We start from the raw sequence: 14577 nt of genomic DNA, 5'->3' as shown, positions 1-14577 counted from the left end.
GGTAGCCAGCGCCCGCACCGCCTCCGGGTCACCCGGAGTGGGATCCGCGGCCAGACCGACTGCCTGCCACTCGCTGCTCATCCCAGCGTCCTCCCACCCCGAACGCATCGTCCGGCGACCTGGCCGGTGACCGCGGTGACCGGGTCGGGAACCACTTCGGGACCGCGGGCGGGCAATCCGCACCGAGCGACTCGCACCGGGCGAGCTGACGCACCGTCGCGCCGACCGTCGGCGGATCCGATCCGGATCAGAATCCGCCCAACCGGGCATGAAGTGCGCCGTCCCGATGATCAGGACCTGGCTTCCCGGGCAGCGAGATCCCCGACGCGACAGCCACCGTTCGTCACTCGATGAGCGCGAACGGTATCGCACATCCGACGCCTATATCCCGCGGTTATGAGAGTTTTCGCCCGCGGCACCGTGACGCGGGAGGCACCCAGAAGCTAACGCCGCCAACGCCGCGCTGGACGCTACACGGGTGAGACGGCGGCCCCCGCTGTCACGAAAGGCAGGTTGGCGGCGCCGCGGACGTTCGACGAGACCTTCATGACGGCCCGGCCCGGATCAGCCACGAAGTCGGGGAAACGCTTCAGGACCTCCTCCAACGCGATCTTGATCTCCAGTCGGGCGAGGTGGGCGCCGAGGCAGCGGTGGATGCCGAAGCCGAAGAACACCGTCGACGGCTCGTCGTGGCGGTTCAGGTCGAACGCGTTGGGGTTCTCGTAGACCCGTTCGTCGCGCAGGGCCGAGCCGGTGATCAGCATGACCCGCTGGCCGGCGGGGATCGTGACGCCGTGCAGCTCGACGTCGCGGGTGGTGGTCCGGCCCTGCAGCTGCGAGGGGGCGTCGAAACGCAGGGTCTCGCCGGCGGCCCGGTCGTAGAGGGAGGGATCGGACAGCAGCAGCCGGCGCTGGTCGGGGAACCGGGTGAGGGCCATCAGGCCGTTCGGGATGGCCTTGGCGACGGTCTCGTGGCCGGCGGTGCCCAGCTCCAGGAACCGGAACGCGATCTCGTCGTCCGGCAGGGTCCGGGTCGAGCCGTCCTCGTCGTCCTCCACCTCGGTGGTGATCAGCAGGCTGATCGGGTCATCCGTCGGGTTCCGGCGTCGTTCGGCCGCCAGCGAGAGGTAGATGTTGATGATCTCCATGTTGGCGGCCACGAACTCCGCCTCGGAATCGACGCCTTCGCCACGGGCGAGCATGCGGTCGCTGCACTCGTTGATGGTCTGCCGGTACTCCTCGGGGATCCCGAGCAGCTCGCTGATCACGTCCAGCGGCAGCTGGACAGAGAAGTCGCGGACGGCGTCGAACTCGTCGGCGTCGAGGAACCGGTCGAGCAGCTCGCCGGCGCGGCGGCGGATGTAGGGCTCGAGGGCCAGCATCCGGCGCGGCGAGAACACCTTGCTGACGATCTTGCGGTGCCAGCGGTGTTCCGGCGGGTCCCTCAAGATGATCATCGGGGCGCCGGCCTCGCGGCCTTCGATCGTGACGCCGCCGGTGCTGGAATAGGTCTGCCAGTCGTTGTGAGCCGCCAGGACGTCGGCGTGCCGCGACAACGCCCAGAAGCCAAGCTCGGCGTTGTGGTGGACAGGCGCCTCATCTCGCAACGCCCGGTAGACCGGGTACGGGTCGCGATAGGTCGCGAGGTCGTACGGGTTGAACTCGACCATCCGCACTCCTGAGCAGACACCGGGACGTGCGAGGAGGGTACCAATCCGTCCCGGAAGAGGGTGGAGAACGCGTGCCGCCCAGGCGGCGACGGGCGCACACCGGACGCCAGCCAGGCGTCAGCGCCGTAGCAGGCATAAAGTATCCAATCCGCAAGGCGGATACAACCTCTACAAACCCCAGACACGGCGACGCGCCCCCGGCCGAGGAAGGACCGGAGGCGCGTGGCGGATGATCGGGTCGGGCTACCCGCGGGTGACGTCGGCGAGGACGGCCTCGAGGCGGGCGGCGACCTCGTCGGGGGTGCCGGAGCCGTCGACGGTGCGCAGGATGCCGCTGGCCGCGTAGTAGGCGCGCAGCGGGGCCGTGCGTTCGGCGAAGACCTTCAGGCGCCGCCGGGCGGTCTCCTCGTCGTCGTCCAGCCGGTCCTCGGAACGGGCGCGGTGCCTGATCCGCTCCAGCACGGTGGACTCGTCGACGTCAAGGTCGAGCACGACGTCCAGCGCGCAGCCCGCGGCCGCGAACCTCGCGTCGAACGCCTCGGCCTGCGCGAGCGTGCGCGGGAAGCCGTCCAGCAGGAAGCCCTGGCAGACGTCCGCGGCCGGGGTGGCCGGCCGCGCCGCGGTCAGGGTGTCGCCGGAGAGCGTGGACGCACCAGCGCCAGCGGCCGCACCGGCGTCAGACGACGCGCCGAGAGCCGCGTCCATCGAGGCGCGCGCGGTCGCGGGCACGTGGTCGACCACCGCGGCGGCGGTGGAGCCGTAGAGGCGGTCGGCGACCAGGTCGAGTACCAGTTCGTCGGGGACGAGCTCGCCCGCACGAACGAACGCCTCGGCGCGGCGGCCGAGCGGGGAACGAGCGGCGATCTCGGCATCGAGCAGCCGACCGGTAGAGATCGCCGGGACGCGGTAACGGGAGCCGATCCGGGCGGCCTGCGTCCCCTTGCCTGAGCCCGGCGGTCCGAGCAGCACGACTCTCACCGAATGGACCCTACCCCGCACCAAACCCCCATAAACATGGATGACCTGTAAGCAACCTGACCCGGCACATTCGGAACGTTGCGGGAATCACTGGCGATCCCGGAGGCCGTCAGCCCCGCCGGGGCCCGGGCAGCGTATCCGTCAGCGTCGCGATACGTCCACCCGGCCGTGGCCCATGGCCCGCCGCATGTCTTCCGGCGCCCTGGGCCGTCTGGCTCCATCCGCTTCCATGCCGCCCATGGCGGCGGAGATCCGACCGCGAGCCGCCCGGCCATAGCCCCCGGGACTACGAAGAAAATCCCATTCTCAGAGAAGCAAATCACATTCTACGAATGCCGATGGCCGGTTGCCGTGTCACTCGACACGGCAACCGGCCACGGGAATTTCCACAGGAATGTAGAAGCAATGGAACCGCGGGACGCCGAGCCTGGCGACCGCCCTATCGGCGGGTTGGGGTGATCGGGTCGGGCAGGTCGGTGGTGCCGACCAGGTAGCGGTCGACGGCGGCCGCGGCCGAGCGGCCCTCGGCGATCGCCCAGACGATGAGCGACTGGCCACGGCCCATGTCGCCGGCGACGAACACGCCGGGCACCGAGGTCTGCCAGCCGGCGTCGCGGGCCACGTTGCCGCGCCCGTCCAGCTCGACGCCCAGGTCGCCCAGCAGGCCCTCGCGCTGCGGGCCGACGAAACCCATCGCCATCAGCACCAGCTCGCAGGGCAGCTCGGTGTCGGTGCCCTCGACCTTCTGGAACCTCCCGTCGACCATCTGGACCTCGTGCATCCGCAGCGCGCGCAGCCGGCCCTCGTCGTCGCCGAGGAAGGACTCGGTCGAGACGGCGTAGACCCGCTCGCCGCCCTCCTCGTGCGCCGACGACACCCGGTAGACCAGCGGGTAGCTCGGCCACGGGTTCGCCGGCGGCCGGGACTCCGGCGGGCGGGGCATGATCTCCAGCTGGTGCACGGAGACCGCGCCCTGGCGGTGGGCGGTGCCCAGGCAGTCGGCGCCGGTGTCGCCACCGCCGATCACGACGACCCGCTTGCCCGCCGCGGTGATCGGCGGCTCGGCGAGGTCGCCCTCCTGCACCTTGTTGGCCAGCGGCAGGAACTCCATCGCCTGGTGGACGCCGGAGAACTCCCGCCCGGGCACCGGCAGGTCGCGCCCGATGGTCGAGCCACCGGCCAGTACCACCGCGTCGTGCGACGCGCGCAGCTCGTCCGCGCTGATGTCGACGCCGACATTGCAGGAGGCGACGAACCTCGTCCCCTCGGCCGCCATCTGCTCGAGACGGCGGTTGAGGACGGCCTTCTCCATCTTGAACTCGGGAATGCCGTACCGGAGCAGGCCGCCGATCCGGTCGGCGCGCTCGTAGACGGTGACGTCGTGCCCGGCCCGGGTGAGCTGCTGGGCGGCGGCGAGCCCGGCGGGGCCGGAGCCGACGACGGCGACCTTCTTCCCGGTGCGCGTCGACGGCGGCACCGGGTCGACGCCCCGGCCGTCGGCGAACGCCCGGTCGATGATCGAGACCTCGATCTGCTTGATCGCCACCGGGTCGTCGGAGATCCCGAGGACGCAGGCCGCCTCGCACGGCGCCGGGCACAGCCGCCCGGTGAACTCCGGGAAGTTGTTCGTCGCGTGCAGCCGGTCGATCGCCTCCCCCCACTCCCCCCGGCGGGCGAGGTCGTTCCACTCGGGGATGAGGTTGCCGAGCGGGCAGCCGTTGTGGCAGAAGGGGATGCCGCAGTCCATGCACCGCGCCGCCTGCGCGGTCAGCGCGGGCGAGGGGAACTCCTCGTACACCTCACGCCAGTCCTGGATCCGCACGTCCACGGGCCGGCGCGCCGGCAGCTCCCGGTGGTGCCGGAGAAACCCAGTCGGGTCAGCCATGCCGCTCCTTATTTCTGGTTCGCTTCGTCCGGGCAGCGCGCTCCGGCCTCGTACTCGCTTCGCTCCTACGAGACCTCCGCGCGCTGTCCTCCTACGCTCACGGGCGCTGCGGCGACCTCCGCTGCGGCCCAACCACTTCGCTTCGCTCGTGGCCGGGCCTCCGCGGAGGCGCGCCTTCGCGCCAGCTCGGTTGCGTCCCGCTTGAGCGTTGCTAGACCACAGCACACCGCCGCGGGGGCACATCGCTTCGCTCGTGGGCGCGCCTCCGCGCCCAGCTCAGTCGCGGGATCCTGAGCGTTCCCTGCCAGGGTTGCCCCTGGCAGCTCTCTGCGTCGCCCTACTCCGGGATCCTGACCGTTCCCCACCTGGGTTACCCCTGGCGGGTCCCCGGCTCGCCTCACTCGTGGAAGGGCTGCGGGCTTCCGCCGAGTCTGGCGGCGAACACGGTCGCCCAACCCAGCCCCCCCCGCCTCAGCTGCGCGCGGAGGCCATGATCAGGTCCTCGGCGGAGATCCCCTGCTCCTTGGCCTGCTTTATCGCGGTCAGTACCCGCTTGTAGTCGCGGGGCATGATCTTGACGAACTTCTCCTGCTCGTCCTCCCAGCCGGCCAGCAGCCGGGCGGCGACCGTCGAGCCGGTCTCCCGGCGGTGGCGGGTGAGCAGGCCGACCAGCTGCGACCGGTCCTCGGCGTCAAGCGGCTCCACGTCGACCATCTCGGTGTTGATCCGCGTGACCACCGGGGCGTACAGGTAGGCGACGCCGCCGCTCATGCCGGCCGCGAAGTTGCGCCCGATCGGTCCGAGCACCGCGACCGTGCCGCCGGTCATGTACTCGCAGCCGTGGTCGCCCACGCCCTCGACGACCGCGGTCGCGCCCGAGTTGCGGACGCAGAACCGCTCGCCGACGACGCCGCGGAAGTACGCCTCGCCCGCGGTCGCGCCGTAGAGCAGCACGTTGCCGGCGATGGTGTTCTCCTCGGCGCGCAACGGCGTCTCCTTCGGCGGGAAGACGATGATCCGCCCGCCGGACAGGCCCTTGCCGGTGTAGTCGTTGGCGTCGCCCTCCAGGGTGAGGGTGATGCCGCGCGGGACGAACGCGCCGAAGCTCTGGCCGGCCGAGCCGGTGAAACGCAGCGAGATCGTGTCGTCCGGCAGGCCGACCGCGCCATAACGGCGGGTGACCTCGTAGCCGAGCATGGTGCCGACGGTCCGGTTCACGTTGCGGATCGGCATCTCCAGCCACACGGGCCGGCCGTCCTCGAGCGCGCCCTCGCACAGCTGGATGAGCGAGTTGTCGAGCGCCTTGTCGAGGCCGTGGTCCTGGCTCGCCGAGTTGCGCAGCGACCCGCCGAAGGGCGTCTCCGGGGTGTGTAGCAGCGGGCTGATGTCCAGGCCCTCGGCCTTCCAGTGCTCGACGGCGGCCGTCGCGTCGAGCAGGTCCACCCGGCCGACGGCCTCCTCGAGCGTCCGGAAGCCCAGGTGCGCGAGGTACCCGCGCACCTCCTCGGCGATGAACGTGAAGAAGTTCTCGACGAACTCCGGCTTGCCGGTGAACCGGGCGCGCAGCGCCGGGTTCTGGGTCGCCACGCCCACGGGACAGGTGTCGAGGTGGCAGACCCGCATCATCACGCAGCCGGCGACGACCAGCGGCGCGGTCGCGAAGCCGAACTCCTCGGCGCCCAGCAGCGCGCCGATGACGACGTCGCGGCCGGTCTTGAGCTGGCCGTCGACCTGCACCACGATCCGGTCGCGCAGGCCGTTGAGCAGCAGCGTCTGCTGCGTCTCGGCCAGGCCCAGCTCCCACGGGGCGCCGGCGTGCTTGAGCGACGTCAGCGGCGAGGCGCCGGTGCCGCCGTCGTGGCCGGAGATGAGCACGACGTCGGCATGCGCCTTGGACACGCCGGCGGCGACGGTGCCGACGCCGACCTCGGCGACCAGCTTGACGTGCACCCGCGCCTTCGGGTTCGAGTTCTTCAGGTCGTGGATGAGCTGGGCGAGGTCCTCGATCGAGTAGATGTCGTGGTGCGGCGGCGGCGAGATCAGGCCGACCCCCGGCGTCGAGTGGCGGGTCTTCGCGATCCATGGGTAGACCTTGTGGCCGGGCAGCTGGCCGCCCTCGCCGGGCTTGGCGCCCTGCGCCATCTTGATCTGCAGGTCGTCGGCGTTGACGAGGTACTCACTGGTCACGCCGAACCGGCCGCTGGCGACCTGCTTGACCGCCGAGCGGCGCAGGTCGCCGTTCTCGTCCGGGACGAACCGCTCGGCGTCCTCGCCGCCCTCGCCGGTGTTCGACTTGCCGCCGAGGCGGTTCATCGCGATCGCGAGCGTCTCGTGCGCCTCGGCGCTGATCGAGCCGTAGGACATCGCGCCGGTGGCGAACCGCTTGACGATCTCGGAGACCGGCTCGACCTGCTCGATCGGGATGGGCCGGCGCAGGCCGGGCCGCAGCTCGAACAGGCCGCGCAGGGTGGCGTTGCGCCTGGAGAGCTCGTCGACCTTGGACGTGTACTGCTTGAACACCTCGTACTGGCGGGTACGGGTGGCGTGCTGCAGCAGGAACACCGTCTCCGGGTTGAACAGGTGCAGCTCGCCCTCGCGGCGCCACTGGTACTCGCCGCCGACCTCGAGGCTGCGGTGCGCGAGCTCGGTGGCCACCCGCGGGTAGGCGCGGGTGTGCCGGGCGGCGACCTCGGCGGCGAGCACGTCGATGCCGACGCCCTCGAGGCGCGAGGCGGTGCCGGTGAAGTACCGGTCGATGACGTCGGAGCGCAGGCCGATCGCCTCGAAGACCTGGGCGCCGGTGTAGCTGGCGATGGTGGAGATGCCCATCTTGGACATCACCTTCAGGACGCCCTTGCCGAGCGCCTTGATGAGGTTCTTCTCGGCCTGCTCCGGGGTGACGCCCTCGATCTCGCCGTGGCTGATGAGGTCCTCGACGCTCTCGAACGCCAGGTACGGGTTGACCGCGGCGGCGCCGTAGCTGGCGAGCAGCGCGATGTGGTGCACCTCACGCGCGTCGCCGCTCTCGACGATCAGGCCGACCTTGGTGCGGGTCTTCTCCCGGATCAGGTGGTGGTGCACGGCGGCGGTGAGCAGCAGCGACGGGATCGGGGCGAGCCGCTCGTCGGAGTCGCGGTCGGACAGCACGATGACGCGGGCGCCGTCGGCGATGGCCGCGCTCACCCCGGCGCAGATCTCCTCGATCCGGGCCGCGAGCGAGGCGCCCCCGCCGGCGACCTCGTAGAGGCCGCGGACGGTTACCGCGGCGAAGCCGGGCATGTCACCGTCGTCGTTGATGCCGATGATCTTCCCCAGCTCGGTGTTGCTGATCACCGGATAGGGGATGTGGATCACCCGGCAGGTCGCGGGGCTGGCCTCGAGCAGGTTGCCCTCGGGCCCCAGGTAGTTGCCGAGGCTGGTGACCAGCTCCTCGCGGATGGCGTCCAGCGGCGGGTTGGTGACCTGCGCGAACAGCTGCTGGAAGTAGTCGAACAGCAGCCGCGGCCGCTCGGAGAGCACGGCGATCGGGGTGTCCGTGCCCATCGAGCCGATCGGCTCCGCGCCGGCGCGCGCCATCGGCGCGACGAGGATCCGCAGCTCCTCCTCGGTGTAGCCGAAGACCTGCTGGCGGCGGGTGATCGAGGCGTGGCTGTAGACGACCCGCTCGCGGGCGGGCAGGTCGGCGAGCTCGATGACGCCGGCGTGCAGCCACTCCCCGTAGGGCGACGCCGAGGCGAGCTCCGACTTGATCTCGTCGTCGCTGACGATCCGGCCCTTGGCGGTGTCGATGAGGAACATCCGGCCGGGCTGCAGCCGGCCCTTCTGGATCACCCGGTGCGGCGGGATGTCGAGCACGCCGACCTCGGAGGCCATGACGACCAGGCCGTCGTCGGTGACCCAGTAGCGCGACGGGCGCAGGCCGTTGCGGTCCAGCACCGCGCCGATCATCGTGCCGTCGGTGAAGGCGATCGACGCCGGGCCGTCCCACGGCTCCATGAGCGTGGCGTGGAACTTGTAGAAGGCCCGCCGCTTCGGGTCCATCTCCGCGTGGTTCTCCCACGCCTCCGGGATCATCATGAGGACGGCGTGCGGCAGGCTGCGCCCGCCCAGGTGCAGCAGCTCGAGGACCTCGTCGAAGCTGGCCGAGTCGCTGGCGCCGTTCGCGCAGATCGGGAACAGCCGGGAGAACTCACCGGGGATCAGGTCGCTGGCCAGCAGGGCCTCGCGGGCGCGCATCCAGTTGCGGTTGCCGCGGACGGTGTTGATCTCGCCGTTGTGCGCGATCAGCCGGTAGGGATGCGCCAGCGGCCAGCTCGGGAAGGTGTTCGTCGAGAACCGGCTGTGTACCAGGGCGATGGCGCTGGCGAACCGCGGGTCGTCGAGGTCGGGGAAGTAGGCCGACAGCTGATGGGTGGTCAGCATCCCCTTGTAGGTCAGCGTGCGCGCCGACAGCGACGGGAGGTAGACGCCGGTCGCCCGCTCGATCCGCTTGCGCAGGCAGAACGCCCGCCGCTCCAGCTCCATGACGTCGAACGGCGTGTCGTCCTCGACCGGCGCCCCGACGGCCGGCGCGACCGCGACACCGGGCAGGGTGACAAACAGCTGACGCATCCGGGGCTCGACCTCGCGCGCGGCGTGGCCCACGATGTGGCTGACGACCGGCACCTCGCGCCAGCCGAGCAGCCGCAGGCCCTCCTGCCGGGTCAGCCGGCCGATGGTGCGCACGGCCTCGTCACGGTCACCGGCCACCTGCGGGAGGAACGCGATGCCGACGGCGTACCGGCCAGCGGCCGGCAGCGGGAAACCCGCCACGTCCCGCAGGAACACGTCCGGGACCTGGACGAGAATGCCGGCTCCGTCGCCCGTGTCCGGGTCGCTACCCGAGGCTCCCCGATGGTCGAGGTTGCGCAGTACCGTGAGGCCCTGGTCGACCAGCTCGTGACTACGCCGGCCGTGCACATCGACGACGAAACCGACGCCGCAGGCGTCGTGCTCGAGGGAGGGATCGTAGAGACCTTGCTTAGTCGGCATCCGGAGGTGTCCTGTCCGTCTTCAGGGCCTGAAGGGGTGCGGACGACGCTGTCCGGGTGACGCGACGACGGCCTGGTGGCACCGGGCGCGAGGCACGGTGCCCTGGGCACAACGCGCCTCGGAGTCTTCCGGGGGCGCGGAAGACCCATCCCGAGCAGCTAGGACCCGAGCAGGTGGGACCAGGTCGGCTGGGGCAGGGCGCGGTGAGCCAGTCGCGTCATACGCTGCAACGAGTGTGCCACGTGGCCGCCCGTTTCGCTGAGATCGTCAGTGTCCGCCAGGTCACATGAATGTGACAGTTGTGTTCCACACAATGCCGTCTTACTCTGGGCCGCCCGGTTCGTCCCCCTCTTTCGGGCTGTATGTACCCGCCGTCCCGGCCGTCCCGGCCGACCCGCGGCCCGGCTAGCTGACACCGCCGACAAGAACGCCGACCAGGTAGGTGGCGCCGGCCGCGAGCGCGCCGAGGGCGAGCTGGCGGGCGCCGGACAGCAGCGGCGGACGGCCGGTGAACCGGCTGACGGCCGCCCCGACGGCGACCAGCGCGACGGCGGCCAGCACGGCGCTCGCCAGGAACGTGTCGGCGCCGAGCAGGTACGGCAGGACGGGTATCAGGGCTCCGACGGCGAACGCCGCGAACGACGCCCCCGCGGCGACCAGCGCGCTCGGCAACCGGCCGGGTGTCACGCCCAGCTCTTCCTGGCTGTGGATCGCGAGCGCGACCTCCGGGTCGACGTGCAGCTGGCGGGCCACCGCCTCGGCGAGCGTCGGGTCGACGCCCTTCCTCGCGTAGGTGGCGGCGAGCTCGGCGCGCTCGTCCGCCGGGAAGTCCGACAGCGCGCGGCGCTCCACCTCGATCTCGGCGGCCATCGCCTCGTTCTGTGACATGACCGACGTGTACTCACCGGTGGCCATCGAGAACGCGCCGGCCGCCAGCCCCGCGAGCCCGGCGAGCACCGCCGTCGACCGCGACGAGTCGCCACCCGCGAAGCCGGAGAGCAGCGCGACGTTGCTGACCAGCCCGTCCATCACGCCGAACACCGCCGGGCGCAGCCAGCCACCGGAGATGTCGCGATGCGTGTCCCGGTGCTGGTGGCCCCACCGGGCCCCCTCCCGCGCGGGAGGGCCCTCCCCTCTGCCTCGGGCGGCGTCCGGCCCGGAGCCGCCCGAGGGCGGCCCCGGGTGGGGGTCAGGCATCGCGCGGGCCACCGCCAGCGGGGCTGCCGTCGCCGTCGCCGGCCGCCGCGACGCCGCTCGCCTTGTCCAGGCCGACCCGCGCGGCGACGGCGCCGGCCGTGACGACCTCGCCCTTCTGCGCGGAGTCCGCGCTGGCCGGGGCGGGGACAGTGGCCGGCGCGGGGACGGCCGCCGGCGCGGCGGTGTCCACGGGCGTCGTCTCCACCGGCTTCGGCTCCGATGGCGTCCCGTCCGCCGATGCCGCGTCCGCTGGCGTCAGGTCCGCGGGCTCCGCCGCGGCGCCCGCCGCCGTCTCCGTCGGCTTGGCGTCCGTCGTCGAGTTCTGCTCGGCCGGGGCCGCGGCGCCGCCGGTCTCGCTGGTCTCACCCGTCTCGGCCGTCTCGCCGGCGGTGGCCCCCGCGGGCTGCTCGCCGGCGCGGTCCGCCGGCTTGCGCAGGAGGATGAACATCACGAGGGCGCCGACGAAGACGACGGCGCTGACCCAGTCGTTGAGCCGCAGGCCGGCGATGTGTTTCGCATCGTCGATGCGCAGCGCCTCGATCCAGGACCGGCCGACGGTGTACAGCATGATGTAGAGCGCGAGCAGCCGGCCGCGGCCGAGGCGGTGAAGCCGGTCGACGAGGAGCAGGACGAGGGCGACGCCCAGGCACCACAGCGACTCGTACAGGAATGTCGGGTGGAACGTCGCGAACTGCTCATACCCGGACGGCCGGTGCGCGGCGTCGATCTTCAGCGCCCACGGCAGGGTGCTGGGCCGGCCGAACAGCTCCTGGTTGAAGTAGTTGCCCCACCGGCCGATCGCCTGGGCGAGGACGATGCCGGGCACGGCCGCGTCGGCGAACAGCAGGAACGAGACGCCCGAACGCCTCGTCTTGAGCCAGACCCCGAGCGCGCCGCCGGCGACCGCACCCCAGATCCCCAGGCCGCCGTTCCACACCTTCAGGACGTCGGCGACGTGCCCGTCCGCCCCGAAGTACGCGTCGGGGCTGGTGATGACGTGGTAGAGCCTGGCGCCGATGATGCCGAACAGCACCGCCCACACACCGGCGTCACCCGCGAGGTTCGGGTCGGCACCGCGGGCGCGCAGCCGCCGCCCCGTCAGCCAGACCGCGACGACGACGCCAATGATGATCATAAAGGCGTAGGCGCGCAGCGGCAGCGGCCCGAGGTGGATGACGCCTCGGGATGGGCTGGGAATCGCGGCTAGTACCACGGCGCAAGGCTACCCAGCGACACCGCGCCGCCCTACTCCCCCACCAATTGGCTTCCGTAGGTTCGGCCCCCGTCCGCATGCCCGGCAGCCAATCGGCGGGGACCCCGCGGGCAACTTTGGCCCAAGAAAATCTACGCAGAGTAAAAGTGGCTAAACTCTACGGCACAACCGACCAGAAATTGTGACAGGCGTCACTTCTGCTACGCGGGGCGGCGGACGCCGGCGGCGAGCTCGGCGGTGAGCGTCCGGATGCCGTCCAGGCCGGCCGAGAGCCCGCTGCCCGAGCGCTCGGCGTCGAGCAGGGCGCCGACGAGGGCCGAGCCGACGATCACGCCGTCCGCGAAGGCGGCGACGGTCGCCGCCTGACCGCCGTCACGCACGCCCAGTCCAACCGACACCGGCAGGTCGGTCACCGCACGGACCCGCTTGACCAGGCCCTCGGCCGCGGCGCCGACCGACTGGCGGGCACCCGTCACGCCCATGAGCGACGCGGCGTAGACGAAGCCGCCCGTGATCTCGGTCACCATCCGGATCCGCTCGTCGGTCGAGCTCGGCGCGACCAGGAACACCGAGTCAAGATCGCGCGCACCGGCGGCGGCGAGCCATGGACCGGCCTCCTCCGGCGGCAGGTCGGGGGTGATGGTCCCGGCGCCGCCCGCGGCGGCGAGATCGGCGGCGAAGCGCTCGACGCCGTAGCGCTCCACCGGATTCCAGTAGGTCATGACGAGGGCGGGCGCGCCGGTCTCGGCGACCGCCTCGACGGTGCGCAGCACGTCGGCGGTGGTGACCCCGCCGCGCAGCGCGGCGTCGACGGCCTCCTGGATGACCGGGCCGTCGATCGTCGGGTCCGAGTACGGCAGGCCGACCTCGACCACGTCCACGCCGGCCTCGACCATGGCGCGCATCGCCGCGATGCCGCCGTCCACCGTCGGGTAGCCGGCCGGCAGGTAGCCGACCAGGACCGAGCGGCCCTCCTTGCGCGCCGCCGCGAACGTGTCCGCGAGCCGCCCGCGCGTGCCCTGTGCCTGCACCTGCTGTCCGTCTCCCGGCCGGCTCGGGCCGTCCGTGTCCGCATGCTTGTCGGGGTGTCTGTCGGGGTGTCTGTCGGAGCTGTCTGTCAGGGCGCCCGTCGCCGGTCGCTCGCCGGCACCGGCCTGGCGAGCCCCGGGTTCGTTCTGTCGTGTCACCGTGATTTCCCGCACGTATCGCCGGAGCGGCGCCGTCATCTGACGGTTACCCGCCCGTGCCGCCGCCCCGCTGGCGCCAGCCCCGGGTCAGCCGTGGGCGGGCTCGCCGCCGTCGGCGGGGAGCACGCCGAACCAGCGCGCCGCCGTGTCGACGTCCTTGTCGCCCCGCCCCGAGCAGCTGATCAGCACCGTCGCGTCCGGGCCGAGCTCGCGGGCGACGTCGAACGCGCCGGCGAACGCGTGCGCGCTCTCGATCGCGACCAGGATCCCCTCCGTCTTCGCGACCAGGGCGAGCGCGTCCATCGCCGCCGCGTCGTCGACGACGCGGTAGGAGGCCCGGCCGGTGTCGTGCAGCCAGGAGTGTTCCGGCCCGATGCCCGGGTAGTCGAGGCCGGCGGAGATCGAGTGCGAGACCTTCGTCTGGCCGTCGTCATCCTGCAGGAAGTACGACCGCATGCCGTGCAGCACGCCGGAAGAGCCGCCGGCGATCGCGGCCGCGTGCCGGCCGGTGGCGAGGCCGTCGCCGCCGGCCTCGCAGCCGATCAGCCGGACGGAGGCGTCCGGGATGAAGCGGTGGAAGATCCCCATGGCGTTCGAGCCGCCGCCGACGCAGGCGACGACCGCGTCCGGGAGCTTCCCGGTGAGCGCCAGCACCTGCTCGCGGGCCTCGACGCCGATGATCCGCTGGAAGTCGCGCACCAGCATCGGGAACGGGTGCGGGCCCATCACCGAACCGATGCAGTAGTGGGTGCGCTCGACGGTGGCGACCCAGTCGCGCAGGGCCTCGTTGATGGCGTCCTTGAGCGTCCGGCTGCCGGAGGTGACCGGGATGACCTCGGCGCCGAGCAGGCGCATCCGGGCGACGTTGAGCGCCTGGCGGCGAGTGTCCTCCTCGCCCATGTAGACGACGCACTCCAGGCCGAGCAGCGCGCAGGCGGTCGCGGTCGCGACGCCGTGCTGGCCCGCGCCGGTCTCGGCGATCACTCGGGTCTTGCCCATGCGCCTCGTCAGCAGGCACTGGCCGAGAACATTGTTGATCTTATGGGACCCGGTGTGCGCGAGGTCCTCGCGCTTGAGCAGCAGCCGGGCGCCGCCGATGTGCTCGGCGAGCCGGAGCGCCTCGGTGACCGGGGTCGGCCGGCCGGCGTAGCTGGCGAGCAGGCCGTCGAGCTCGGCGACGAAGGCCGGGTCCGCGCGCGCCTGCTCGTAGGCGGCGGACAGCTCGTCGAGGGCGGCCATCAGCGCCTCGGGCACGAACCGCCCGCCGAACGGCCCGAAGTGCCCCAGCGCGTCCGGCACGCTCTCCCACGCGCCGGGCTCCGCGTCCAGGGACGGCGGGACAGGCGGGACGGTGGTACCGGTAGCCCCGGCACTGCTAGCGCTCACGCCCCGACTCTATCGGGGCGGGTGACTGGA

Annotated in this window: 8 protein-coding genes; all 8 read right to left on the bottom strand. The window is 72.0% G+C overall.

The window, feature by feature from the left end:
* Positions 1-470 precede the first annotated feature (470 nt).
* Positions 471-1670 carry a cytochrome P450 gene (locus BCD48_RS17520; protein ID WP_071049445.1) on the bottom strand — a complete coding sequence of 400 codons (1200 nt, stop codon included), beginning with the start codon at positions 1668-1670 and terminating at the stop codon, positions 471-473.
* Positions 1671-1913: 243 nt separating this feature from the next.
* Positions 1914-2648, bottom strand: coding sequence for an adenylate kinase family protein (locus BCD48_RS17515; RefSeq protein WP_241841808.1), 735 nt, complete (start codon positions 2646-2648; stop codon positions 1914-1916).
* 439 nt (positions 2649-3087) lie between these two features.
* Complete coding sequence (locus BCD48_RS17510; protein WP_071049443.1) at positions 3088-4533, bottom strand: glutamate synthase subunit beta; 1446 nt, start codon at positions 4531-4533, stop codon at positions 3088-3090.
* 471 nt (positions 4534-5004) lie between these two features.
* Positions 5005-9564 carry a glutamate synthase large subunit gene (gene gltB / locus BCD48_RS17505; RefSeq protein ID WP_083418784.1) on the bottom strand — a complete coding sequence of 1520 codons (4560 nt, stop codon included), beginning with the start codon at positions 9562-9564 and terminating at the stop codon, positions 5005-5007.
* A gap of 405 nt (positions 9565-9969) precedes the next feature.
* Complete coding sequence (locus tag BCD48_RS17500) at positions 9970-10761, bottom strand: VIT1/CCC1 transporter family protein (RefSeq protein WP_241841807.1); 792 nt, start codon at positions 10759-10761, stop codon at positions 9970-9972.
* On the bottom strand, positions 10754-11974 hold the full coding sequence (gene lgt, locus BCD48_RS17495; protein WP_071049442.1) for a prolipoprotein diacylglyceryl transferase: 1221 nt from the start codon (positions 11972-11974) through the stop codon (positions 10754-10756). The genes BCD48_RS17500 and lgt overlap by 8 nt, the downstream gene beginning before the upstream one ends.
* A gap of 200 nt (positions 11975-12174) precedes the next feature.
* Entirely contained in the window at positions 12175-13005 is an 831-nt protein-coding gene (gene trpA, locus BCD48_RS17490) for a tryptophan synthase subunit alpha (protein ID WP_071049479.1), read from the bottom strand.
* A gap of 243 nt (positions 13006-13248) precedes the next feature.
* Complete coding sequence (trpB, locus tag BCD48_RS17485) at positions 13249-14547, bottom strand: tryptophan synthase subunit beta (protein ID WP_071049441.1); 1299 nt, start codon at positions 14545-14547, stop codon at positions 13249-13251.
* Between the last annotated feature and the right edge of the window lie 30 nt (positions 14548-14577).

It is taken from the genome of Pseudofrankia coriaricola (genome assembly GCF_001854805.1).
Classification (GTDB): Bacteria; Actinomycetota; Actinomycetes; order Frankiales; family Frankiaceae; genus Pseudofrankia.
This window is presented reverse-complemented; position numbering and strand designations above follow the sequence as displayed.

What these genes read in the sequence shown, in the direction of transcription:
- BCD48_RS17520 (WP_071049445.1), bottom strand. Translation starts at nt 1,670, where the DNA reads ATGGTCGAGTTCAACCCGTACGACCTCGCGACCTATCGCGACCCGTAC.
- BCD48_RS17510 (WP_071049443.1), bottom strand. Translation starts at nt 4,533, where the DNA reads ATGGCTGACCCGACTGGGTTTCTCCGGCACCACCGGGAGCTGCCGGCG.
- gltB (WP_083418784.1), bottom strand. Translation starts at nt 9,564, where the DNA reads ATGCCGACTAAGCAAGGTCTCTACGATCCCTCCCTCGAGCACGACGCC.
- BCD48_RS17500 (WP_241841807.1), bottom strand. Translation starts at nt 10,761, where the DNA reads ATGCCTGACCCCCACCCGGGGCCGCCCTCGGGCGGCTCCGGGCCGGAC.